Consider the following 23,996-nt stretch of genomic DNA (forward strand, 5'->3'; position numbering starts at 1 on the left):
GAATGTCCAACTATTGGGGGTCACTTCATTTTAGCGGGCTTTTTGTTTTGATAAGAGTTAAAAACTCTTATCCGTTCTTCGGTGGACGACCTAAACGCTTACGGTCGTTTTCTGTCAGAGCACGTTTACGGATACGAATCGATTCTGGCGTGACTTCTACCAGCTCGTCATCGTTGATGAATTCCAGTGCCTGTTCCAGTGTTAAACGAATTGGCGTACTCAGCGTTTGTGCTTCATCAGTACCTGATGCACGAACGTTGGTCAGTTGCTTACCTTTCAGGCAGTTTACTGTCAGGTCGTTTGAACGGTTATGAATACCAATGATCTGGCCTTCATACACTTCATCGCCGTGCGCTGCAAATAACTTACCGCGCTCCTGCAGGTTAAATAGCGAATAGGTCAGCGTTTTACCCTGGGCGTTAGAAATCAGTACGCCGTTAACGCGCTGACCAATAGTACCGCCTTTGTGTGGGCCATAGTGATCAAAGGTGTGGTACATAAGGCCTGTACCTGAAGTCAGTGTCATAAACTCTGTCTGGAAGCCAATTAAACCACGGCTTGGTACTTCAAAGTCAACGCGAACGCGACCTTTACCGTCTGGTGACATGTTGGTCATTTCGGCTTTACGCATACCTAACTTTTCCATGACCGGCCCCTGATGTTGCTCTTCGATATCAACTGTCAGAGTTTCATAAGGTTCCATTTTCTTACCGTCTTCTTCTTTCAAAATAACTTCCGGACGGGAAACCGCTAATTCGAAACCTTCGCGGCGCATGTTTTCGATAAGAACACCTAAGTGTAGCTCACCGCGGCCTGATACGCGGAAACGATCCGGGTTGTCAGTTTCTTCAACGCGTAATGCGACGTTGTGAACCAATTCTTGCTGTAAACGCTCAAGAATTTGACGAGAGGTTACGAACTTACCTTCTTTACCTGCGAAAGGTGAGGTGTTGACCTGGAAAGTCATAGTGACCGTTGGTTCGTCAACTGTCAGTGGTTTCATGGCTTCAGCTTTACCTACCGCGCACACGGTGTCGGAGATTTTTAGCTCGCCCAGACCGGTAATAGCGCAGATATCGCCTGCCGCCGCTTTGTCTGCTTCAATGCGGTCAAGGCCTAAGTAGCTAAAGACTTTACCAATTTTGCCGCTACGTTCTTTGCCGTCCGCGCCAACAATAGTCACTTGCTGGTTAACTTTAACGCTGCCGCGGGTAACACGGCCAATACCAATAACGCCCAAGTAGCTTGAGTAATCAAGCTGTGACACCTGCATTTGCAGGTCGCTTTCAGGGTCTGCGTCGGGGTGGCTTACCTGGTTAACAATCGTTTCGAACAGTGGCGTCATGTCGCCATCCTGCACGTCTATGTCCAGTGACGCCCAACCGTTAAGTGCCGATGCATAAACCACTGGGAAGTCCAGCTGTTCATCAGTTGCGCCGAGGTTATCAAATAAGTCGAATACCTGATCCATAACCCAGTCAGGACGCGCACCCGGACGGTCAATTTTGTTGATAACAACAATAGGGTTCAGGCCGTGAGAGAAGGCCTTTTGAGTGACAAATCGAGTTTGAGGCATAGGGCCGTCAACGGCGTCGACCACTAACAATACAGAGTCTGCCATAGACAGTACGCGCTCAACTTCACCACCGAAATCGGCGTGTCCCGGAGTATCCAGAATGTTAATGCGGTAATCTTGCCAGTTAACCGCTGTGTTTTTGGCAAGAATGGTAATACCACGTTCTTTTTCAAGATCGTTGGAATCCATAATACGCTCTTCGAGCTCGCCGCGGCTTTCTAAAGTGCCGGATTGTTGCAACAGCTTGTCGACGAGTGTGGTTTTACCATGGTCAACGTGCGCGATGATTGCGATGTTGCGTAGTTTTTCTATATCAAATACCTGAATTGTCATTAAGAACTGCCTGTAGTTGTCCGGGAATGTAACCCCGGGCAAGGGGTTTTATGAAAAATAGCGGCGTATTCTACCTTTTTGAGTTGGATTAAGAAAGACCTGATTGTTTTTTGTTCGCTATATTCTTCACTTTCCTTTTCTTATAACGCACCAATTTCGTGCGTTATGCGCTATACTGGTGCATATGAACTTTTTAAATACACAGTTAAAACCTCTAACTTTTTGAAATTTAAAACAAAAGTTAGTTGGCACAGGCTTTGCTATACTTAGGCTGTATTTTTAGACGCTGTCTACGGAGGACAACATGTCAGCTAATAAGATTTTCGATACCATTAAAGAACACGACGTAAAATTCGTCGACTTACGCTTTACCGACACGAAAGGTAAAGAGCAACACGTCACTATTCCGGTGTCGCAAATCGATGAAGACTTCTTTGAAGAAGGCAAAATGTTTGATGGTTCATCTATTTCCGGCTGGAAAGGGATTAACGAATCCGACATGGTGCTAATGCCAGACAATGAGTCTGCTGTTCTGGACCCGTTTACCGATGAAATCACGCTGAATGTCCGTTGTGACATTCTTGAGCCGGAAACGATGCAAGGCTACAGCCGTGATCCTCGCTCAATCGCAAAACGTGCAGAAGATTTTCTGCGCTCATCTGGCATTGCCGACGACGCCTATTTTGGTCCTGAACCCGAGTTTTTCCTGTTCAATGACGTGCGTTTCCACACAGACATGAGTGGCTCGTTCTATAAAATTGATGCGGAAGAAGCGAAATGGAACTCTGGCCGTGAATACTCAGAAGGTAACCTGGCCCACCGTCCTGGTGTAAAAGGCGGTTACTTCCCGGTACCTCCGGTTGATTCAGCACACGACATTCGTGGCACCATGAGCTTAGTAATGGAAGACATGGGTATGGTTGTTGAAGCCCATCACCACGAAGTAGCAACAGCGGGTCAGAACGAAGTGGCTACGCGCTTTAACAGCCTGACGAAAAAAGCGGATGAGCTGCAGGTTTATAAGTATGTTGTGCACAACGTGGCTCACTCATATGGAATGACCGCAACCTTTATGCCGAAGCCACTGGTTGGTGATAACGGTTCTGGTATGCATGTGCATATGTCGTTAGCTAAAGGCGGCGAGAACTTATTTGCTGGTGACCAATACGCGGGTCTTAGCGAAACGGCGTTGTATTACATTGGCGGTATTATCAAACACGCACGTGCTATTAATGCCTTTGCTAACGCGTCAACAAACTCGTATAAGCGTCTGGTGCCTGGTTTTGAAGCACCGGTTATGCTGGCTTACTCTGCTCGTAACCGTTCTGCTTCTATTCGTATTCCATTGGTCTCCAGCGCGAAAGGTCGCCGTATTGAAGTGCGTTTCCCTGACCCAAGCGCGAACCCATACTTGGCCTTTACTGCCTTATTAATGGCGGGTCTTGACGGTATTCGTAATAAAATCCATCCGGGCGATGCAATGGACAAGGATTTATACAATCTGCCACCTGAAGAAGCGAAAGACATTCCGACGGTTTGCCACTCGCTAGAAATGGCTTTGGACGCTCTGGACAAAGATCGTGACTTCCTGAAGCAAGGTGGCGTTATGGATGACGACATGATTGATGCGTATATCGATCTTAAGTACAACGAAGTAGAGACATTGAAGAAGACTACCCACCCGGTAGAGTTCGATATGTACTACAGCGTTTAATGGTTAATGACCGGGTAAGGTGTCTTGCTTTGCCCGGTTGCACCAAATTGGTGCGTAGCTTATCCTGCCTTCGTGAACGATAGCGCATTACTTAACCAATTACTCACAGGCATACTCATCCTCGATGATCGCCTGACCATTCGTTACGTCAATTCATCCGCCGAGTCGTTGCTTGATCACAGTGCCAAACGACTGCTGGGTGAGCCTTTTACCGCGGCTTTTTACCAATGTTCTCTGGCTTCAGAAACACTCGTGGAGTGCCTCAATAGTGCGCAAACCGTGTTAAATGCAGAGGTTCAGTTTGCCTTGCACTCTGGGCATGACATTCGTGTGGAAACCAGCATTCAGACAGTAGAAAAAGAGTTTGGCCGAGCGTTATTACTGGAGTTAAAACAAGTTGACCAGTTACGCCGGATAAATAAGGAAGACCAGCAGCGTAACCAGCTGTTTGCAACGCAGCACTTGTTGCGTGGTATGGCTCATGAAATAAAAAATCCGCTGGGCGGATTGCGTGGTGCGGCACAGTTATTAGCAAGACAGTTACCGGATGAAAGCTTAACTGAATACACCGACCTTATCATTAGCCAGTCTGATCGGTTGCGGTATTTGGTCGATAGGTTATTAGGGCCTGCAAAGAGGGGTGAGTCGCAAGCAACCAACATTCATGAGGTGTTGGAGCGAGTCGCACGAACGTTAACGTACGAGTATGGCGACTCATTGAAGCTTATTAGGGACTATGACCCGTCTTTGCCGGATATTGAAGTGGTTGCGGAGGGCTGCGAACAGGTTTTTTTGAATATTGCACAGAATGCGGCACAGGCAATGTCCGGTAAGGGGACTATTGTGGTTAAAACTCGGGTAGAGCATCAGCTCACGCTGTTTGGTCAGCGCTATCGACAGTGTGCGGTTGTGACATTGACCGATAATGGTCCGGGCATACCGACTGAACTGCACGATACCTTATTTTACCCATTGATTAGTGGGCGTGCGGAGGGAACCGGTCTGGGATTGTCACTGGCACAAAATTTAGTGCATCAGCACAAGGGCAAAATTGATTTTGATTCCCGCCCCGGGAAAACGCAATTTTCAGTGTATCTGCCTTATGTTTCAGAGAACGGTAATGAGGTGACGGATGACCACTAGTGCTCAGTTATGGATCATTGACGATGACGACTCTATTCGTTGGGTGCTGGAAAAAGCGTTTGCGGACAGTCGTTATCATGTGCGCAGCTTCGAGCACGGAGAAGACTTTTTCGCTGCGCTGAAAGGTGACAAACCCAGCGTTGTGCTGACCGATATTCGAATGCCGGGAAAAGATGGCCTGGCTGTGCTGGAGAAGTTGCAGCAGGAACAACCGCAACTGCCGGTGGTGGTGATGACCGCCCATTCTGATTTAGAAACCACAGTGAAAGCCTTTCAGGGTGGCGCGTTCGAGTATCTGGCAAAACCGTTTGATATTGATGAAGCCATAACCGCGGTTGATCGGGCCTTACAGCATGCGAAACAAAGTGATTCTTTGCCTGCTGAAACTGAGGAAAACTCGGTGCCTGAATTGATTGGCGAGGCGGCACCCATGCAGGATGTCTTTCGTGCTATTGGGCGACTGTCTGGTTCCAGTGTCAGCGTGCTGCTGACAGGGGAAACGGGGACCGGTAAAGAAGTGGTCGCGCGCGCTTTGCATAAGCACAGCCCTCGTTCGGACAAGCCATTTATTGCGCTCAACATGGCCGCTATTCCGGCAGACTTAATTGAATCCGAGTTGTTCGGACATGAGCGCGGTGCTTTTACCGGAGCTGACCGCAAGCGGATAGGCCGCTTTCAACAAGCGGATGGCGGAACGTTATTTTTAGACGAGATTGGCGACATGCCACTATCGGTCCAAACACGGCTGTTAAGAGTTTTAGCCGAAGGGCAGTTCTATCCGGTGGGGGCGCATCAGCCAATTAAGGTTGATGTTCGCGTTATTGCCGCGACTCACAGAGAACTTGAAGTTTTAGTGAATCAAGACAAGTTCCGGGATGATCTTTATCATCGTTTAAACGTGATTCGGTTAAGGCTTCCGCCTTTGCGAGAACGCACGGAAGATATCGCGACTCTGGCAAAGCACTTTCTTAAAAAATCGGCTGAAGAGTTGAAAGTGACTCCAAAAACATTGTTAAATGAATCACTTAGTCAACTGAAGGAATATACTTGGCCGGGTAATGTCAGGCAATTGGAAAATACCTGTCGCTGGCTGACGGTGATGGCTCCGGGGCAGCAAATTAGTGTTAGTGAATTGCCTGAGGATATCTTACTGCCGACTGAACCGGTTTCGACAAAAGTAGGTGATGAGACTAACTGGCTGTATTGGTTACAAACAGAGTTAGAGCAGCAGCCGTTAATGTCGCAGGATGTATTGCAACGTTATCAGCAACAGCTGGAACAAATTGCACTGCAGACAGCATTAAAACGTTTTTCCGGGCACAAGCAAAAAGCAGCAGCATGGCTGGGCTGGGGAAGGAACACCCTCACCCGAAAACTAAAAACTCTGCTAAAGTAAAAGTTATGTAAAGAGGGTCGTATCCATCCCCGGCATTTTGGATCATGGATTTATTTCTGGAGAGAACAGTAAGTTATGAGACATTCCGTACTACTCATTGATGATGATACTGAAATGTCAGTTATGCTGACTGAATTGTTTAAGCGCGAATCCGTGGATTTAAGTGTTGCTGAAGATGGTGTTACAGGCCTTGATAAAGCGCTTAATGGTGACTACGAGTTGATTTTACTGGATGTGATGTTGCCCGGTATTGACGGTATGCAGCTTTTACAGCGGTTGCGTCAGCAACACCGTGATACTGCCGTACTGATGCTGACAGCTCGGGGTGACGATGACGACCGGGTGATGGGCCTGGAGCTTGGCGCGGATGATTATCTGCCAAAACCTTTTAACCCGCGTGAACTGGTCGCCCGGGTTAGGGCTTTACTGCGTCGCACGCCAAACACGACCATGCAAAATGAAAGTTTAACGGTTTGCGGTATTGTACTGGATCCAGCGACAACCGAAGTCAAATGTGACAATGCAGAACTGATACTGACACCAACCGAGTTCGATATTTTGCGCTGTTTAATGCAGCAAGCGGGCCAAATGGTGAGTAAAGATCAACTGTCGGTCGCTGCGCTCGGACGGAAAATGGAACCTTTTGATCGTAGTCTGGATGTGCATATCAGTAATATTCGCAAGAAATTCCCAACGAAACCCGATCGTATACAAACCATACGAGGTCGTGGCTACCGACTGATCGCAAGCTTATGAAAAACCGGCGTACGCGGTGGTATCGATCGCTTGCCCTCAGATTACTTTTTATTTTTTGGGCGTTGTTGTCGGTCACAGCGGCCAGCGGCTATTTGTTAGCGGTTTGGAATAAACCAAAAGCAGAATTAAAGCCGCTGGAGCCGGAGATCCATCAAACACTAAAGCCTTTGTTAAGCGATGCATTAACTTTTCATTCATTGCAGCCAGGAAGGCTTATTGCCGGCGATTATCGCGTTGCTGCTCAGCTGTCAGTGCAAGGTACTGAAAAGCTGTTGATGGATGAAATGCTTCGTGTCAGTCACGGTTCGACCCTTCTGCGTATGCTCAGTCAGGAATCGCCTCAACAAATTCCTCTGGATGAACGTTTGCTGATGGGCCCGTTTGAGCTTGATGGCAATAAAATACTGGTCACGAAACCTTTAGGTATTGAAGAGCAGGTTGATCGTGAACAGCGAGAAAGAGAATCGACACGCGCCCGCCTGTTGACCTTGCTGGTCGGTAGCGGCCTGCTTGCGGTACTACTGGGTATTTGGCTTATCCGGCCGATACGCCGGATGATTCTGGCAATGCGGGAAGTAGCTGGGGGCAGTGCGACACCAGAGCTAAAACGTCTCCCCAAACGTGGTGATGAAATTGGTGAGTTGGCGCGGGCTCTGTCTCAGGGAGCGGTGGATTTAGCGACCTCGCGCGACGCTCAACGGCGCTTACTCAGTGACGTGTCTCATGAGCTTCGTTCACCGATGGCCCGTATGCAGGTTGCTTTGGATTTAGCCGATTGCGATGAGAACGATTCCAACTGGCAACAGTTACGCCGGGATACAGAACGTTTAAGTGTGATTATCGAACGGATTTTATCGTTATCCAGATTGGAAAATGGATTGGTTGGTCTGAACCATGAGAGTTTGGATAGCGGCGAGCTGGTGCAACAGCTCATCAATGATATGTGTTACCAGCAGCCGGAAGTGCGTGAGCGCCTGGTGCGTCAGGGCAATGACTGGCCTGTTATTGATACTGACCCGGAACTGCTTAGACTGGTGTTGGAGAATATTGTCCGTAATGCGCTGCATTATACTGATGAGAAGGTTGAGCTTGTTTACGACGATGACGGTGACCGATTCCAAATTCGCATTCGAGATCATGGTCCCGGTGTCGACGAAAGTACAATTAATAAACTCTTTGTGCCCTTTTATCGTGGCGACCCAGCCCGCCACCATAAGGCTGGCGTTGGCCTCGGGCTTGCTTTGAGTCATCGTGCCGCGGCGGTTCTGGGAGGCGAGTTAAAAGCGCATAATCATTCTGAAGGGGGACTGGAAGTCGTGTTAGACTTACCCAAAAGTCAGCCTGAACAGATAGAATGAATCAATCGTTTAACGTGCAACAACAGCGGCCCGCCGATGATACGCCAGAATGGCCGGAGTTCTTCAGAAGTGAAGTTGAGGTTTTTTGGCAGCAACAGGTAACCGCAAAGTACTTTACTGCGTTTGATGGTATCAAACTGCACTTCGCCTATTACAAGCACAGCGCTACCGCGCCTTTAGTGGTTATTGCTCCGGGTCGGATTGAATCTGCACTGAAATATCAGGAACTGTTTTGGGAGCTGGCGCAACAAGGTTTCTCTGTTGCCGCACTTGACCATCGCGGTCAGGGCTTATCCGCACGTTTAACGCATAACCCTCATCAGGGGCATGTGGAAGATTTTAACGATTTTGTCAGAGATTTTGCGGATTTTACCGACCAGTTAGCGACATTATTTGGCTCCGTTCCGAAAACGCTATTCTCCCATTCTATGGGGGGCACTATTGCCACAATTTATTGTGCTACCTATCAACACCCCTACCGTAAACTGATACTTTCTGCCCCTATGTTTTCTATTGAAACGGGTAAGGTGCCTTATTGGTTGGCGCGTGCGGTTGTGGCTGCCGGTGCGTGGATTAACCGTTATTTATCGAAGCCATGGTATTTTTTTGGCATGGGTGATTATCAAAAGGTTCCTTTCGAAGACAATGTTTTAACGCACAGTAAGCAGCGTTACGACACTTTTCGAAGCGTATACGATAATGTCACTGATGTGCAGTTAGGCGGGCCGACATTTAATTGGTTGTATGAGGCGATAAGTGCTGCGATGAATGCACAGAAGCTGGCTAATAACATTACCATTCCGGTTCTCCTGTTTCAGGCTGGTAATGATAAAGTCGTATCAGCTTCCGGGCAGAAAAAAGTGGCTGCAATGATTACCCGGAACCCGTTTAGATTTGAAACCATTGAAGGGGCCCATCACGAGCTGATGATGGAAACCGATAAATTTCGTCAACCCGTGCTGAATGCCATTATTGAAGAGACCCGGGAGCTTATTACCGCTTAAGCGAGCCTTCAACCACAGCAACAATTTCAGGATCCATGTGGACAATAATGTCGGCTCCCGGAAAAGCTGTCATAAGCTGAGCCTCAACATCGTCGGCAATAGCGTGAGCCCGAAGTAAAGACAACTCGTTAGCCAACTCAATGTGTAATTGAATAAACCGAACCGGTCCTGCTTCGCGTGTGCGCAAGCCGTGAAAGCCTCTCACGCCGTTCACGGCCATGGTAATGTTACCAATTTGCTGTTGCAGCTCTTCTGACAGTTCACGATCCATTAATGCCTGAAAGGCATCCCAGCCAATACGAATGGCACCAAGAATTAAGTAAACGGCAATACCAATGGCAAAGATGCTGTCCGCCCAAAGCCAGCCATAGCTGCTTAAAATTAAGGCGACGATAACGGCGACATTCAATAGTATATCGGATTGATAGTGAAGGTTATCTGCTTGCACAGCCTGCGAGTTGGTATGCCGTATAGCCATGCGTTGAATCACTATGAGTACAAAAGTAATGACGATAGCGATGGCGGAAACGGCGATACCGTAACCGACTTTCGGGACGCTGCCACCCTGCATAAATTGCTGCACGCTGTGGAAAATGAGCAGCATGCTGGAGCCGGCAATAAAGGCACTTTGCGCTAAAGCGGCCAGGGACTCTGCTTTACCGTGACCGAAGCGGTGTTCTTCATCGGCCGGTTGTAAGGCGTAACGGATAGCGAAAAAGCTGAATATTGAGGCGCCGCTGTCTAATATAGAGTCGGTTAGAGACGCGAGCATACTGGCGGACTCGGTCTGGAACCAGGCAAACAGTTTAATGGTGATTAACGTTATGGCTACGACAACAGATGCCGTACTGGCCAGACGCACCCAAAAAGCATAATTCTGTTGGTAGTTTTTCTGATTTGCCACAGCACCGATGCACATTTCTAAAAAATATTCTGCTATTCTACCGCTTTTACTGAAATGATGAAAACAACCATGTTGCACCTCGTACTGTTTGAGCCAGAAATTCCCCCTAATACGGGTAACGTGATTCGCCTTGCGGCAAATACCGGTATGTCCCTGCATCTAATTGAACCTTTGGGGTTTGAACTTGATGAAAAGAAAGTGCGTCGTGCGGGTTTGGATTATCATGACCTCGCTTCCGTGAAAATTCACAAAGACTGGCAAAGCTTTCTAGAGAGTACGGAAGTTAATCGTATATTTGCCTGCACAACAAAAGGCCGGACAAGCTATGCTGAGGTCAGTTATGAGGCGGGTGACGTCCTGCTTTTTGGCCCTGAAACCCGTGGCTTACCGATGGAAGTACTGGAAACCTTTCCCCAGGAGAACTGGTTGAAGCTGCCTATGGCAGACAGCAGCCGTAGCCTGAACTTATCAAACTCGGTCGCTATTTTTGCTTATGAGGCCTGGCGGCAGAACGGTTTTAAAGGGGCTTTTTAGCCACCGCATTATCAAACAGTTGGCGTAACGCGCGGCCCCGTTTGTTGTCCGAAAAAGCGACGAATAAAGGCTGCGGATCGGAGAGTTTCGTTTTCTGGTAAGGCTTTTCGGTCCAGTCTGGCAGGTTATCTTTATAATCGACCACTGCACTGACTCGTCCCATGTCTAATAACGCAAAGCAGTCAAGTGAATCCGATGCGCGGTAAAATGGCCGTTGGGTATCCACCAGGTTTTGCATAAAGCGAGGACCAGATATACAAACAGGCCCCTCATTAGTCTCCTCAAGGCTAAATAGAAAAATACTGTCGTCATAAGCAATGTGGTATTTCGACAGTATAATGTTATCTATTCTTTGATCGGGTCTGATACCGATTAGCGCGTCCGCGCGACCTTCTTGTATTAATTGAATACTGCGCTGCCAACTGCTCACCACCGTATTGAGTTGTGTTGTAAACGCGGGAAAAGTCGACTTCGCCAGTTGCCATAGCTTGCCGGTACCATCCGGATTGAGTAAGCCGGGGTGTATGGCTCCTACTACGGTCAGTTGTTCAGGGGCTGCAATCGGCTCTATCGGCGTCTCGCGTTTCACACCGTGCTGTACTCGCAACTCTTGCATACGGCCGCTATCCCGCATTTTCTGCAAGTGATAAGTCAGTTGCGGAATAAGTCGCGCGTGCTCTTCGTTGAGATAATGAAACCCAACCTCTGTTGACATTTTATGCGTAATTAAATGGGGATTGTTGCGAAGTTCAGAGCTTTCAAACTGGAAGTCGGCTATAAATGCGAACTGAACTCTGCCTGAGTCCAATAGTTTTAGCACTTGCTCAAGGTCAATAGGGGTTACAACCGACGGCTTTTCCGGAAGCTTATTAACGACTTTGGTTATAGAGTCCATTCCGTTGACATAAGCAAGGCTTTCTATATTCGAAGGGAGGCAGTAACCACAGTTGCGGCGATCGGCAACGGCTATAATATCGAATGTAAACAGGGGGAAAGGTACGCGGCGCAGATCGCGGCGTTTTTCTTCCAGTAGCTCAGTGCGGCCTAACTCACCTGCTATGGTTCCTTCGGTGGCTAATTGCTCACCTCGTGCCCGGGGCAGCTCGATGTATTCAAGCTTAATATCCAGCTTGGCATAAGATTCTTCAAGCACGGCTGTGACGTATTGCGTAAAAGGGCCCTCGTCGGGCGCACGAAAAAGCAGCTTCTGTTGTAAGACAGCCTGACTGGTTATTGGTACTAAACCCAACAACAGTAATAACACGCAAAAGCGCAATGATGACTTCATAACAAAAAGCGAGATCTTATTTCGTGAAATAGAAGCCAGTATAGCAGTGTTGACGATGCTATCACGACCACTGAAAACTTATTACTTTCAATAAGTTATAATTATTAACAGGGCGTCTACTAGTGGTTATTGCATTAGTTATTTATGCGAGAAATTAAGGCCTGTCTATAATAAATACGTTAATCTATTGTCCTATATTTGACAGCTGGGTAGCTGACGCTCTAGCGTTGCGGTCTGTCTATATTATTCATTAGAGTCCTTCAGCGGTGTAAGCCGCCGGTAACTAGAGGTTTTATTTATGGTCAAGTCGTTGTTTTCCTTGCTCTCTTTGGCGGCATTGTCATCGGTTTTTTCAGCGCCACTAAGCGCTGCCGATGATGATACTTACCGACATTTGCTATTAGCCGGCGGCGGATTAGAGGCTTGTTCGAGTTTCGCGTCGGATAACTGTGATGACGTTGACTGGATAGACAAGGACACCATGCGCACCGACAGATATTTAAATCTGTCGAAAAAGTTTCGTTCGAAAGCAACGGCCGAGTCAGTTTGGCCAACTTACCGCGAAGAAACTCGCAAGAAGGTGGCTGATGCTCTGGAGTTGATTCACGAACGTTTGAAAGAAGACGTTGTGCCTGAACGTGTTTTTCTACGTGAGTTTACCCGGCGAGCGACACAGCAGCTTTATAATGCGCTGTCAGATGCGGAGTGGAACCGGATTATCGATTTAATTGAGCTTCCCGTTCCGGATTCTGCCCGCGAAGTGGTTAATCTGGACGAAAACCTGAAAGGTGAATCGAAAGCGATTTTTCAGCGTTTTGTTGAAATGGCTCAGTCTGTTGCCGGAGATGAGCAAAAGCCGACCATTTACTTTCTGACCTCAGCATCACGTAACCCTTATGATGCTATCGATTTTTACAGCAGTGTACTTGAACAGTTGGGCGCTGAAGCGCGTTGGCTGCCTTTGGATTCGGCGCTAGTTAAAGCTCAGCGTGAAGGCCGCTGCGATGAGCTGGCAAAAGTTCAACAGGAACAATTGGGTGTCTACGAGCGTGACCGCGTGCACAGAGACTACTATCAGGAGCAGGTCGCGTTTTGCAAAGACTCTGATGGCGCCGCGGAAATGATAGCCAATGCTGACGGACTGTTTTTTAATGGTGGCGATCAGAACTTAACCCGTTCGACCTTTGTGAAAGCGAATAATGAACCCGGCGATGTGTTGAAAACGATTATTGCCGCGGTTCAGCAAAAAGAAGTGGTTGTTGGTGGCACCAGTGCAGGTACCTCGGTTATGACCTCTAAACCGATGATCTCTAACGGTACGACCGCTCAGGCGATAAAAGAAGGGGCGATTGCTTCTGACCCACCACCGTTTGGGTGTGACTTAGACACCACTTGTCCGCCTAATGTTGGGCCGGATAGCCTGACTTACCATCCGTTAGGTGGCTTGAGCCTGTTCCATTACGCAACCTTAGATACACATTTTTCTGAGCGAGGCCGGCATGGGCGCTTAATGCGTCTGGCGGCTTCAAGTTCAACGCCTTTGTCTATTGGGGTGGATGAAAACACGGCTATGGAAGTGAACCTTGAAAGTGGCGCGTTTGATATTATTGGCGAGCGCGGTGTTTTCTTTGTAGAAGATGCGCAGGGAACCGATAGCGCAGTAGCGGGTACTTTCCATTATTTGGTTGCCGGGGCTTCAGGTGTGATTTCCCCTTATGGCTTACAAACAGCTGAATTCGCTGAAGGCGATGACGTGGTGCAAACCGAGCCAACCACCAACTTTTTAACCGACCGTGGTTTAATTGATTCTATGCGTATTCTGTGTGGTGAGCGTAAACAGTTTAGTTTGCTGAATAAAGACTTTCGCTTAATTGCTCAGCGTGGAGAATCCAGTCGGGTACAGTCCTCAGGTGGTGAGTGTCAGATTATAAACGGCAGCATTGGCATTGCCTGGCAGCCACAGGAACAGCTGTAATGGCTGGGAAACTGGGGAAACGAGTGCTGAGGTTACGAGGGGTCTTTTGGAGGACGCCCGTGAATACATCCTTGTAGGGCTTGAGCAGCGCCATCCGTGGCGCTGTACACCTCCATAAGACCCCTCGCAACCGTTAGGCGCACTCTTATTCCCCGATATTCCACCTGACATTCATGCCGAGCGACGAAATACGTATCAAGCGACACCAAACTCGGCGCGATAAGCTTCAACTTTGGGAAGATATTCTTTAAAGGTGTCGTCATCTTTCAAAAAGGTGATGACATCATTTAAGCTCACAATGCTGACAACCTGAGCATTAAAATCACGCTCAACTTCCTGAATGGCGGATAACTCACCCTTGCCTTTTTCCTGACGGTCTAAAGCAATAAGAACACCGGATAATTCGGCGCCGTTAGCCTGAACAATCTCCATGGCTTCGCGAATAGCTGTGCCTGCGGTAATCACGTCATCCACCAGCATCACTTTGCCTTCCAGCGCAGAGCCCACCAGGTTGCCGCCTTCGCCGTGGTCTTTCTTTTCTTTACGGTTAAAGCAATAGGGTGTGTCCTGCTGATGGTGGTCATATAAGGCAACGGCTGTGGCGGTGGCAATTGGAATGCCTTTGTAAGCCGGGCCAAAAAGCACATCAAAACTGATACCGGAGTCGACCAGCGCGGCGGCATAAAAGCGGCCTAAGCGGGCTAAGTCAGAGCCTTTATTAAACAGCCCTGCATTAAAAAAGTACGGGCTGGTGCGGCCGGACTTTAAGGTAAATTCACCAAACTTTAATACGCCACGCTCTATGGCAAACTCAATAAACTCTTTTTGATACGCTTTCATTGCCTGCTTATTCCTCGCTTACGTTTATACTGAAGCTTACGCTAACGCTTGTTTCTGAATATCAATTAACTCGCGAATGCTGTGACGCGCCATTTCGACCAGACTGTTCATTTCGTCAAAACTGAAGGCTTCGCCTTCGGCTGTGCCCTGAATTTCGATAAACTTACCGGCTTCTGTCATGACAATGTTCATGTCGGTATCGGCTTTTGAGTCTTCAATGTATTCCAGATCGCTGACCGGTTCGCCGTCTAAAATGCCCACTGAAATTGCCGCGACCATTTCCTTTAACGGGTTCACTTTGACCATGCCCTGGCCGCGCATCCAGTTCAGCGCGTCAACTAAAGCGACACAAGCACCGGTAATAGAAGCGGTACGTGTGCCGCCGTCGGCCTGAATCACGTCACAGTCGATAGTAATGGTGTGTTCGCCTAAGGCACTCATGTCGATGCAGGTACGCAGTGAGCGGCCAATTAAGCGCTGAATTTCTAAGGTACGACCGCCTTGCTTACCGCGGGAGGCTTCACGAGCCGAACGGGTGTGAGTTGCGCGTGGTAACATGCTGTATTCAGCGGTAACCCAGCCCTGGCCTTTACCTTTTAAAAAGCGAGGAACACCTCTTTCTACCGAGGCATTACAAAGCACTTTGGTTTCGCCAAACTCAATTAAAACCGAGCCCTCTGCGTGTTTGGTAAAGTTACGGGTAATGGTTACCGGTCGAATTTGTTGTGCCGTACGGCCACTTGGACGCATGTCATCTCCTTACTGAGTGAATGTCGCAATGTTTAAATTGAGCGCAATTGTAGCAGAATTGGACGATTAATGGATCGCGATTCGCGCAGCAACGTATTACACTAGACCGAGTAGAAAAAATATGGACGGGAGGCAGTATGTCGCGTTCAAAAGATGAAGAATTTGAGCTGTTTCGTCAGGAAATGACTGACGTAACGCCCTTGGCGGGTGAAGAAGTTGCTTATATTAAGCAGGCTTTTGAACCGACGTTGGCGCAAAAAGAGCGCCGCCGCGCTGCAGAGGCGGAAGAGGCTGAAAACGAAAACTTTTTATCGACCGAGTACGTGGACTTAGTTGAGCCGGATGATGTTATTGAATTTCATCGCGACGGTGTCCAGGCGGGTGTGTTCAAGCGCCTGAAGCAGGGGCGTTACAGTATGGAAGCCAGCCTGAATTTGCACCACCATACATTGGCAGAGGCGCGCACGGCATTGTTTAATTTTGTGAAAGACTGCCATGCCGCAGGTGTGCGTACGGCTTTAATCATTCACGGCATGGGCAAGCACACAAAGCCGCATCCGGCACTGATAAAAAGTTACGTGAATAAGTGGCTGCGCGAGCTGGAGCCGGTACTGGCGTTTCATAGCGCACAGCGACCCCATGGTGGCCGCGGCGCAGCCTACATCATGATGAAAAAGAATGCCGAACAGAAACAAAAGAACCGTGAAAAGCACGCTAAGCGGTAACCCACAATGACCTGATGGTCGGCTACAGGCGGCCACTCATGATCAAGCCAGCAATGAAGGATATACCGCCGCCACCAAACCCCAGAATAGCGCCTAGATAACACCCCCATCGTTTGGACTTTGACGTATTAACGTGGCGCTGCACCTGGACTTGATAGTACATGATGCCGACCACTAACAGGCTGTAGGTGATGAGCGGAAGAATCCAGCCGGGATCCACTTCATAACTGGCAAAAAATAGACCGCCAATAATGACCAGAAATACGGCCGCCCGATTGCGCAGACGAAGCAAATGCTGCTTTGCTTGCGTTGTTTCAGCATACTTCTGCGCCTGATGTGAGCCGATAAACAAGCCAGCTAACGCTGCGAATAACCCCAGCGCAGCAACCCCTATAACCGCAAGCCACTTGACGCCGCTACTGAGTGCACCGGTAGCCGATAAACCCGCCGCTGCAGCGGGGGGACTACCAAATGTGAGTGCCGAACTGAGTATGGCAGTGACACTCAAGGACGGAGCACTCAGTAACGCTGCCTTGCCCACCCGGTTAAGTAAGTCCTCTGCCAGACTTTTTCGGGCACGTGACAAGCGTTTACGTACCGTTGCGGCATCAATACCCAGCAGTTCGGCAACGTGCTCGCTGGATTTTTGCTCGCGGTAATACAGCATTACAATATCGCGGCTGTCATCAGGTAGGCGCGATAACGCCTGAGCAATAATGTTTTGCCGTTGTTGTTCAGTCAAATCAGTGTCAGGCTGCTCGGTCGCCATTAAGTGGTCAAGCTCTTCGTCCAGCGGCTGTTGCCGTTGACGGTGGTTGTGCTTTTCTTTTTCCAGCCACTGGTAAGCGCAGTGGCGGGTTGTTTGGCGAAGCCAGGGCAAAAAACTTTGCGCCCGCTTAAGCTGTTTCATTTTTTGCCACGCCAGTATGTAAGCTTCCTGCGCGATGTCTTCGCTGGCTTTTACGTCATGCACAATAGCAAGAGCAACACTGGTAACTAAATTTTGCGTGCGCTGCACGATTTCAGCAAAGGCCGGCTTATTCCCTGCCTGCGCTTTTTCGACGTGTTGCGTTAGTACAATGAGTTCACTGTGCATGGCAACGCTCCTTGATGAAGTCGGTAGTTTGCTGAATAAAGGCTTGTGGCTGATCCCACATAATAAAATGTCGCGCCTGATCAAACTCTACCAAGGTTATCAAATCGCTACCACTGACTTGCTTTTGGTAATGCGTCATTGCTGACGAACGTTGCGTTTGTGGAAATGCGCCGGTCGCTGCCATCTGTAATACCGGAACCTTTAATTGGTTTAGTTGCGGCCTTAAGTCGGTGGTCATTAATTCATACATAGCACGACCAACGGTTTTCGGGTCGGATGACTCAGCCATAGTGGTAATTTTTTGCTTACCTTCAGACGAGGTCGTTTGTCGGGAAGCACCGGCCGCCGCTTGCCTGGCCATGGCAGGGGCAGATAATTGCTGATAAGCTGACAGTAACTGCCGTGCCTGTGGTTCTGCCTGTTTCGCAGTAAGCGCCGGGTTCATGGTGACTAATGCAGAGAAAAAAGGCACTCCGTCTACCGCGACCACACAACTGGCGTTTGGTGTGTCTTTTAGCGCCAGTTTATAGCCGATAAAACCGCCCAGACTGTGGCCGACAAGTGCAGCGTCACCAGACGTTTGTTCGCTTAAATAATTGTTTACCGCTTCGGTCACCGGCTTTATGAACTGTTGGCGTAGTGGCACGGCGTAAGGTTGGTTACCAAATCCGGCAATACTGAGTTGATGGACCCGGTAGTTTTTAGCTAACTCATCAACTGTTTGCTGCCAGACACGACTATCGCTCATCAGACCGGGAATCAGCACGACATCTTCGCCACTGCCAGATACCTTGCTGGAAAGAATATCCGAGGTTTCATTAGCGGACGCAAAATTCATGCTGGTGCATAACAGACAGGCTAAAAAAACGCTTTTAGTGAACTTCATTTTGAATTCCTTAAATTGGTGTTGTTTTGTATCGTGACTCACTACCACGATGCTCACTGGTACAGTCAGGTTGGAGACTAAAAGTGTGACAATTTATTTGTGACGGCTTTGGCTTCACCTTGGACAGGATCACAGGTAATATCAGCGCATTGTTATCCAAACGTCATCGGCAACGGCTGCTTTGCAGCAAAGGAACAAACTATGATCCAAAGTATGACTGGCTACGCTCGCTACGAAACAAAAGCCGACTGGGGCACCGCAGTTTGGGAAATTCGTTCAGTTAACCAACGTTATCTGGAAACTTACTTTCGTTTACCGGAAACCTTCCGCTCTTTGGAGAACTCATTACGCGAGCAGTTTCGTAAAAAGCTGCAGCGCGGCAAGGTTGAATGCAAACTGAGCCTGCAGGTAGATGAAGCCCAGCAAAGCGCCTTGTCTATTAACGAAGACTTGGCAAAAAGTGTGATCGCCAGTGCCAAGTGGGTGAGCCAGCACTCCGCTGCCGGACAGTTAAACCCAATTGATGTTCTAAAATGGCCCGGCGTAGTCGCCGCTCAAGACCAGGACATGGACGAGCTGCAAAAAGAGGTTCTGGCTGCACTGGAAAAGACCACCAGCGACTTTATCGAGAACCGCAAAAGCGAAGGCGCAGCTATTGATAAAATGCTGCAGGAGCGCCTGGACGGTGTGAGCACACAGGTAGCCTTTGTTCGCGAACGCATGCCGGAAGTTATGGCCTGGCAACGTGAGCGCTTACTAACCCGCTTTGAAGAAGCCAAAGTTGAGTTGGAGCCGCAGCGCGTAGAACAGGAAATGGTCATGCTGGCGCAAAAAACCGACGTAGCCGAAGAGCTCGACCGCTTAGACGCGCATGTTGAAGAAGCTCGCAAAATACTGAAAAAAGGCGGCCCCTGCGGACGGCGTCTTGATTTTATGATGCAAGAGTTCAACCGCGAAGCGAATACCTTAGCCTCTAAGTCGATTAATTCTGAAATTACCGCCGCCGCGGTTGAGTTGAAGGTTTTGATAGAGCAGATGAGAGAACAGATCCAAAACTTAGAATAATATGTTTTGACGTAGCCTGCGGTTCTACCGCAGGTGAGATCTCATATCTCTAATTTGGCTAACTTGTACTCAACTGATAGTTGACAAGAGTGAAATGATCGGCCAAACTTACGTCTAAATGGATTGGGCAGTCCCGGTCGGCGTCAATGCCTCAGTGGTTTCACTGGGGCTTTTCGCTTTTTGGAGTAGGGTAAACCATCATTCCTATTCCTTCATACCTTTCACCAACAGAACATCTTCCACCTTCACAGTAGAATTCCGGTTGTAGTGATTCAAACGCACGATTTTCTTGGTCTGGCCTTAATGTTTTTAACCCTATGGGGCGTGCGACCAAGTCTGCTAGTTGTAAACCTGATGACATAACCTGTTTGTGCGCGAAAATGATATCAAAAGGTAGATGGATTCCAATAGCATTATCACCATCACATACACGGCGGAACTCAAGCTCCAGTTCGTCGTCTTCCTTGTTTCCGCGTCGCTCAACGACTATATGAGTTCTCCTGTCATGTTGCTCCTTCTCCTTTAAGAACCCGTACAGTTTTTCCATACATAACGCTAACGCGAGGTGGTAGGCATTACCCTCGGGATTACTTTTTGCAAGATCACGCTTGTCAATTGTTGCGCTTATGAGAACGAAATTACTAAACTCGATTATCTCGGTTAGCTCTCCCATAAACGCAAGCTGATGTTCTCGACTTCTAAAAATATTGAACTGACCAGTACGGCGGCGAATTTCGTTTTCGTGCAATACAACCTGATCATGACCAAAATGGTTGAATTTGAATTTTTCTAGTGCTGGAACAATAACTTCACTGTAATGCCGTTTATGGAATACGCAAAAAGCGAGCACAAAGATAGGATATTGTGGATCAATACTTTGCAAATTGTGATCGCCACTTTCATCAACGTAAACAATGTATTTACTAAACTGACTATCTTGACCGTTCACGTTTGGTTGGTGATCACGCAGTTTATCTAAGTTTTCTTGATCAAATTCGAATAAGGGAAGCTGCTGGTCATTGTTTGACCTGGCTTGTTTTTTATCTGACATAAACCCGTTCCCTTAATATGTTCCTTGGTGACTGAAGACACTCCATGGCGCAATTGATAAACATAATTGCAACTATCACTAACTGACGATAATATTGAGCTGCTCCGTCTGTAGAGTCGGAGGTGTATCACAAGCTGTCAAGTAGCAATTGGAGCCAGCAACCATAACTGGTGACCACATGCCTTGAGCAGCCGCACATAACGATTAGCTGAAACATGCCGATAGTTCCCTGTGACGCAATGATATTATACATCATATGTGACATATGAGTGGCCCGGCGCGGAAGCGCTATGTATACGTAACAACTACGTTTGTTAAGCCCAAGACGGTACCGGATGGCCACAGTCTAAGCCGTTTTGGGTTTTGCAAAAGGATTCTTGCATGTCAAAGGATGAACCTGCTTGGTATAAAAAGCGAGGTTACCTTCACTTTGATGCACCTATTGGTGCAGCCAGAGCAATTAAGCTAGTCAGAAATACTAAGGCTGTCTCCAAACACGCCTTTTACCCATTGCTTCGTTACGAAGTCATCTCGAAAAAACTCAAACGTAATTCCGATGGTAAGTTAAAACCGGAACCAAAAATTCGGCCTATTTCTTATGCTGCGCATGCGGATTCTCAGATATATTCTTTTTACGCTAATCAACTAGCTGAAGCCTACGAGAGAAAGTTAGCTAGCCTTGAACTATCAGAATGCGTTTTAGCTTTCAGAAAGCTCCGTAAATCGAATATCGAATTTGCGCGTGATGCCTTCACAGAGATTAGTAACATGGGCCGCTGCTCGGCGGTCGCAATTGATATCTCAAAATTCTTCGATACGTTGAATCATCAGCACTTAAAAAAGTCCTGGTGTGATGTACTTGGCGAAGAGACACTTCCGAATGATCATTACGCAGTATATAAGTCACTCACAAAGTTTTCGTTTTGCAATCGTGACGCGGTTTATAAAGCTTTTCAGGTCTCACCAAGTAATCCATGGAATGGGCGCCAAAGGATCTGTGAGTCCGCTGAATTTAGAAAGCGAGTGCGTGATTCTGGTTTAATTACGACGAATAAAGACACTTTTGGAATACCTCAAGGTACGCCAATAAGCGCATTATTGTCGAACATTTACATGATAGATTTTGACCAGCAAATGAAAGCCTTAGCTAAAGAGTGCGGCGGCAGCTATCGTAGGTACTGTGACGATATGCTTTTCATCATTAAGCGTGGATGCGAAGCGCGTGTGGAGTCGCAAGCTGAATGTGAGCTTAAAAAATTAGGCGTCGCAATAAATCCCAAGAAGACCGAAGTAAGACAGTTTTGGCGATATGGCGGGGTTCAAAAGGCCAACGCACCTCTTCAATATTTAGGGTTTACATTTGATGGACAGAGAATTCTGTTGCGCTCAGCAGCATTGGCGAAGTTTTCGGGTCGAATGAATAAGGCTATTCGGCTGGTATCCAGGACACTAAATAGCCAATTAGAAAAAGATGAAAAAGCCCGCCTAAGAAAAAAGAAGTTATACGAGCGGTACAGTCATTTAGGTAACCGCAACTTCATTCGCTATGGGTTACGAGCTGCCGATAAAATGCAGTCAAAAGCTATAAAGCGTCAGCTTAAGCCGCTTTGGGGGAAGCTTAATAAGAAACTTGATGATTTCAGCTGATTTTTGAATTCCGCCTAGCCTTCTTAATTAGTTTCCGAAGTGGAAATTGAGAGGTAGGTAGGCATCATTTAACTGAAACGGTTTTATCCATTTGACGCTTGTCTATGTAGTCATGTGCATCGTCGGCAATATCGTTACCTAAAGCGGCTCTATCTAAGTTAGTGGCTGCGATCAGAGAAGATCCAGAGCCGAAGAATGGGTCGCAGACAGTTTCACCAAGCTGAGTACTTTGAGTAATCAGCTTTTCAATTAAACTTACCGGCTTCTCTGTTGGGTAGCCTCGCCAGACACGCTTCTCTTCGAGGACATCAGGCATGCCTAAATCATTAAGCTTTCGCTTTCCCTTTTCGAAGAAAAGGATGAATTCATATCGGGCGCGATAATGGTAGCCCATCCCAATTGCCTGCTTATCCCAAACCAAGGGCTTCCAAAATCTAAAGCCTGCGGCCTCAGCTATAGGTTTAATGACGAACATCGTTTCTTGATCACAGAATAAATAAAAGTGACGGTTATTTTTCAGGACTCGATATATTTCACTGACCAGCTCGGGAAAACGTTCGTTCGGGAAAATACGAAACCAGTTATTACTTGAACTTTTGCTATGACTCAAGCGAGTAGTTGTGCCGACCGCTCTATGCTTTTCTAGAGATTCATAAGGTGGGTCAGTGACGACAAGATCAATTGATTCAGAGGGCAGTGTTCGGAGCCAATCGACGGCATCTTGTCTAAATAGATTCATTTATTACCTTAAACTTGGTCGCATGTTCGAGCGTGAGTTAGATCTGCGACTTTATCACCTCTGCAGCAGGTGCAATAGCTTTGTGCACCTTCCGGATGCGCAGGTGATGAACGTTGAGGAGTGGTGCCAAATTTGTCGGGGTATCGATAGAATACATGCATTTGCCCGTTCGCTTGAGAACATTTCGGACAAGATTTCCAAGTATCGTTATGTTTGTATTGGCTTATTTTTAGAGATTTATCGCAGTTTTGGCATTTCATGGTGAGCTCCTTGTTCTCTGCACATAAGCCTCCCAATCTATTCTGAAAGCCAAAAATGATCAAATTATGAACAGCGCGGCACAGTATACATGCTCTCTCAAAGCTTAGGCCCGATATATCCGGCTTCTTTGAAGCGCTTATTCATCTTGTTTCTATAAGCATTAGCAGGCCAATTGAAATCTACATCTTTCAAGCTATCTATGCTTTCCGGGGAGACCAGAAACTCAGTACCTCCTATTATAAGGCCTTCAATCAGATATATGTAAGGCTCATGGTCTTCACAAAAATCTATTGCAAAAAGGCCCCAGCAATCGTTGATGAATGGATCAATTACTTCGTAAATGAGATCATTTGTGCTGTGTTCGAAATCACCGGGGGTTGCGAAATGTTGAATTGAGTTCCGAATAGCGCCGAAAGCTTTAAATAGCTCCACGTTGGGCAGTTTAATTCCAGTGGTAGCCCAAAGTCGCTCCGGCAAATCCGCATACTGAATTGTCTTAGCTTTTGATGTTAGTGATGTGAAGTCTAAAAACTCTGTGTCGACCTGCGTGGAGCGCGGGATTTGTTCGAATATAAGTAATGGGTGCTCTTCGGCGATACGTGCTTTTATTAAAATTTCAGCTGCATGCGCAGCTTGTAAAATTGAGAGTTCGTACCATTTGTCGTTCTCGAAGCTATAAAAGTTAGCGTGCCAATTAGCATGAGCTAGGGCTCCTAGCCCAAGCCGTTTCATATTGTCATGAACATTCTTTAGTTCTGGATGCATTTTTTTCCTTTTGATTCTTCAAGATCCAAATTATCAACAAACTCTGGTAATGTACGTCATAACTTACAATTTTAAAAACCATTACGTTTCTTCAATCAAAGCAGTTTGGGAAAGGTCAGGTCCGACTTGGATTAGTGAACATGGAGCACAGGGATGCAGTCAGAAGCTGATACTAGGGCAAATTATATTG

Annotated in this window: 21 protein-coding genes; 11 read left to right on the plus strand and 10 right to left on the minus strand. The window is 47.5% G+C overall.

What is annotated here, in order from left to right; genetic code table 11:
* Positions 1–67: 67 nt before the first annotated feature.
* Positions 68–1,909 carry a translational GTPase TypA gene (gene typA, locus CWI78_RS10590; RefSeq protein WP_126782778.1) on the minus strand — a complete coding sequence of 614 codons (1,842 nt, stop codon included), beginning with the start codon at positions 1,907–1,909 and terminating at the stop codon, positions 68–70.
* 304 nt (positions 1,910–2,213) lie between these two features.
* On the opposite strand from typA, the gene glnA reads away from it, so the two are divergent.
* The 6 genes from glnA (at position 2,214) to CWI78_RS10620 (ending at position 9,280) form a co-directional block, all read left to right on the plus strand.
* Entirely contained in the window at positions 2,214–3,623 is a 1,410-nt protein-coding gene (gene glnA / locus CWI78_RS10595; RefSeq protein ID WP_126782779.1) for a glutamate--ammonia ligase, read from the plus strand.
* A gap of 72 nt (positions 3,624–3,695) precedes the next feature.
* The gene (gene glnL, locus CWI78_RS10600) at positions 3,696–4,766 is read left to right on the plus strand and encodes a nitrogen regulation protein NR(II) (protein WP_208642049.1); all 1,071 of its coding nucleotides are present in this window, start codon (positions 3,696–3,698) and stop codon (positions 4,764–4,766) included.
* Positions 4,756–6,162, plus strand: coding sequence for a nitrogen regulation protein NR(I) (ntrC, locus tag CWI78_RS10605; RefSeq protein ID WP_126782781.1), 1,407 nt, complete (start codon positions 4,756–4,758; stop codon positions 6,160–6,162). The genes glnL and ntrC overlap by 11 nt, the downstream gene beginning before the upstream one ends.
* Positions 6,163–6,237: 75 nt before the next feature.
* Entirely contained in the window at positions 6,238–6,918 is a 681-nt protein-coding gene (locus tag CWI78_RS10610) for a response regulator transcription factor (RefSeq protein ID WP_126782782.1), read from the plus strand.
* A 65-nt stretch (positions 6,919–6,983) separates the two neighbouring features.
* Positions 6,984–8,276: a sensor histidine kinase gene (locus CWI78_RS10615; protein ID WP_244213120.1), complete on the plus strand. Its 1,293-nt coding sequence runs from the start codon at positions 6,984–6,986 to the stop codon at positions 8,274–8,276.
* Positions 8,273–9,280 carry an alpha/beta fold hydrolase gene (locus CWI78_RS10620; protein ID WP_126782784.1) on the plus strand — a complete coding sequence of 336 codons (1,008 nt, stop codon included), beginning with the start codon at positions 8,273–8,275 and terminating at the stop codon, positions 9,278–9,280. The genes CWI78_RS10615 and CWI78_RS10620 overlap by 4 nt, the downstream gene beginning before the upstream one ends.
* On the opposite strand, the gene fieF is transcribed toward CWI78_RS10620, so the two are convergent.
* On the minus strand, positions 9,270–10,199 hold the full coding sequence (gene fieF / locus CWI78_RS10625) for a cation efflux pump FieF (protein ID WP_126782785.1): 930 nt from the start codon (positions 10,197–10,199) through the stop codon (positions 9,270–9,272). The two genes, CWI78_RS10620 and fieF, sit on opposite strands and share 11 nt — an antisense overlap.
* A gap of 54 nt (positions 10,200–10,253) precedes the next feature.
* Here fieF and trmL point away from each other — a divergent pair, with 54 nt between their 5' ends.
* The gene (gene trmL, locus CWI78_RS10630) at positions 10,254–10,718 is read left to right on the plus strand and encodes a tRNA (uridine(34)/cytosine(34)/5-carboxymethylaminomethyluridine(34)-2'-O)-methyltransferase TrmL (RefSeq protein ID WP_126782786.1); all 465 of its coding nucleotides are present in this window, start codon (positions 10,254–10,256) and stop codon (positions 10,716–10,718) included.
* Here trmL and CWI78_RS10635 read toward each other — a convergent pair.
* Positions 10,702–12,006, minus strand: a complete 1,305-nt coding sequence (locus CWI78_RS10635; RefSeq protein WP_126782787.1) for an ABC transporter substrate-binding protein — start codon at positions 12,004–12,006, stop codon at positions 10,702–10,704. The two genes, trmL and CWI78_RS10635, sit on opposite strands and share 17 nt — an antisense overlap.
* Before the next feature lie 298 nt (positions 12,007–12,304).
* Here CWI78_RS10635 and CWI78_RS10640 point away from each other — a divergent pair, with 298 nt between their 5' ends.
* Positions 12,305–13,981, plus strand: a complete 1,677-nt coding sequence (locus CWI78_RS10640; protein ID WP_126782788.1) for a cyanophycinase — start codon at positions 12,305–12,307, stop codon at positions 13,979–13,981.
* 195 nt (positions 13,982–14,176) lie between these two features.
* Here CWI78_RS10640 and pyrE read toward each other — a convergent pair whose 3' ends face one another.
* Positions 14,177–14,821 (minus strand): orotate phosphoribosyltransferase, encoded by a 645-nt coding sequence (pyrE, locus tag CWI78_RS10645; RefSeq protein ID WP_126782789.1) that lies wholly within the window; start codon positions 14,819–14,821, stop codon positions 14,177–14,179.
* Positions 14,822–14,857: 36 nt separating this feature from the next.
* The gene (gene rph, locus CWI78_RS10650; protein ID WP_126782790.1) at positions 14,858–15,571 is read right to left on the minus strand and encodes a ribonuclease PH; all 714 of its coding nucleotides are present in this window, start codon (positions 15,569–15,571) and stop codon (positions 14,858–14,860) included.
* Between the two features lie 137 nt (positions 15,572–15,708).
* Here rph and smrA point away from each other — a divergent pair, with 137 nt between their 5' ends.
* On the plus strand, positions 15,709–16,296 hold the full coding sequence (smrA, locus tag CWI78_RS10655) for a DNA endonuclease SmrA (RefSeq protein WP_126782791.1): 588 nt from the start codon (positions 15,709–15,711) through the stop codon (positions 16,294–16,296).
* 22 nt (positions 16,297–16,318) lie between these two features.
* Here smrA and CWI78_RS10660 read toward each other — a convergent pair whose 3' ends face one another.
* Positions 16,319–17,392 (minus strand): RNA polymerase sigma factor, encoded by a 1,074-nt coding sequence (locus CWI78_RS10660; RefSeq protein WP_126782792.1) that lies wholly within the window; start codon positions 17,390–17,392, stop codon positions 16,319–16,321.
* Complete coding sequence (locus tag CWI78_RS10665) at positions 17,382–18,278, minus strand: alpha/beta fold hydrolase (protein WP_126782793.1); 897 nt, start codon at positions 18,276–18,278, stop codon at positions 17,382–17,384. Before CWI78_RS10665 ends, CWI78_RS10660 begins: the two co-directional genes overlap by 11 nt.
* A 201-nt stretch (positions 18,279–18,479) precedes the next feature.
* Between CWI78_RS10665 and CWI78_RS10670 the strand changes: the two genes are divergently transcribed.
* Positions 18,480–19,343: a YicC/YloC family endoribonuclease gene (locus CWI78_RS10670; protein WP_126782794.1), complete on the plus strand. Its 864-nt coding sequence runs from the start codon at positions 18,480–18,482 to the stop codon at positions 19,341–19,343.
* Positions 19,344–19,503: 160 nt separating this feature from the next.
* Here CWI78_RS10670 and CWI78_RS10675 read toward each other — a convergent pair whose 3' ends face one another.
* A complete protein-coding gene (locus CWI78_RS10675; protein ID WP_126782795.1) occupies positions 19,504–20,394 on the minus strand; it encodes a DUF3800 domain-containing protein in 891 nt (296 codons plus the stop codon).
* A gap of 381 nt (positions 20,395–20,775) precedes the next feature.
* Here CWI78_RS10675 and drt2 point away from each other — a divergent pair, with 381 nt between their 5' ends.
* Positions 20,776–22,041, plus strand: a complete 1,266-nt coding sequence (gene drt2 / locus CWI78_RS10680) for an antiviral reverse transcriptase Drt2 (protein WP_126782796.1) — start codon at positions 20,776–20,778, stop codon at positions 22,039–22,041.
* A 64-nt stretch (positions 22,042–22,105) separates the two neighbouring features.
* On the opposite strand, the gene CWI78_RS10685 is transcribed toward drt2, so the two are convergent.
* Positions 22,106–22,780: a DNA-methyltransferase gene (locus CWI78_RS10685; protein ID WP_126782797.1), complete on the minus strand. Its 675-nt coding sequence runs from the start codon at positions 22,778–22,780 to the stop codon at positions 22,106–22,108.
* A gap of 357 nt (positions 22,781–23,137) precedes the next feature.
* Positions 23,138–23,806 carry a hypothetical protein gene (locus CWI78_RS10690; RefSeq protein WP_126782798.1) on the minus strand — a complete coding sequence of 223 codons (669 nt, stop codon included), beginning with the start codon at positions 23,804–23,806 and terminating at the stop codon, positions 23,138–23,140.
* Between the last annotated feature and the right edge of the window lie 190 nt (positions 23,807–23,996).

Origin of the sequence: Idiomarina ramblicola (assembly GCF_003987255.1) — a bacterium.
Taxonomy (GTDB): domain Bacteria; phylum Pseudomonadota; class Gammaproteobacteria; order Enterobacterales; family Alteromonadaceae; genus Idiomarina; species Idiomarina ramblicola.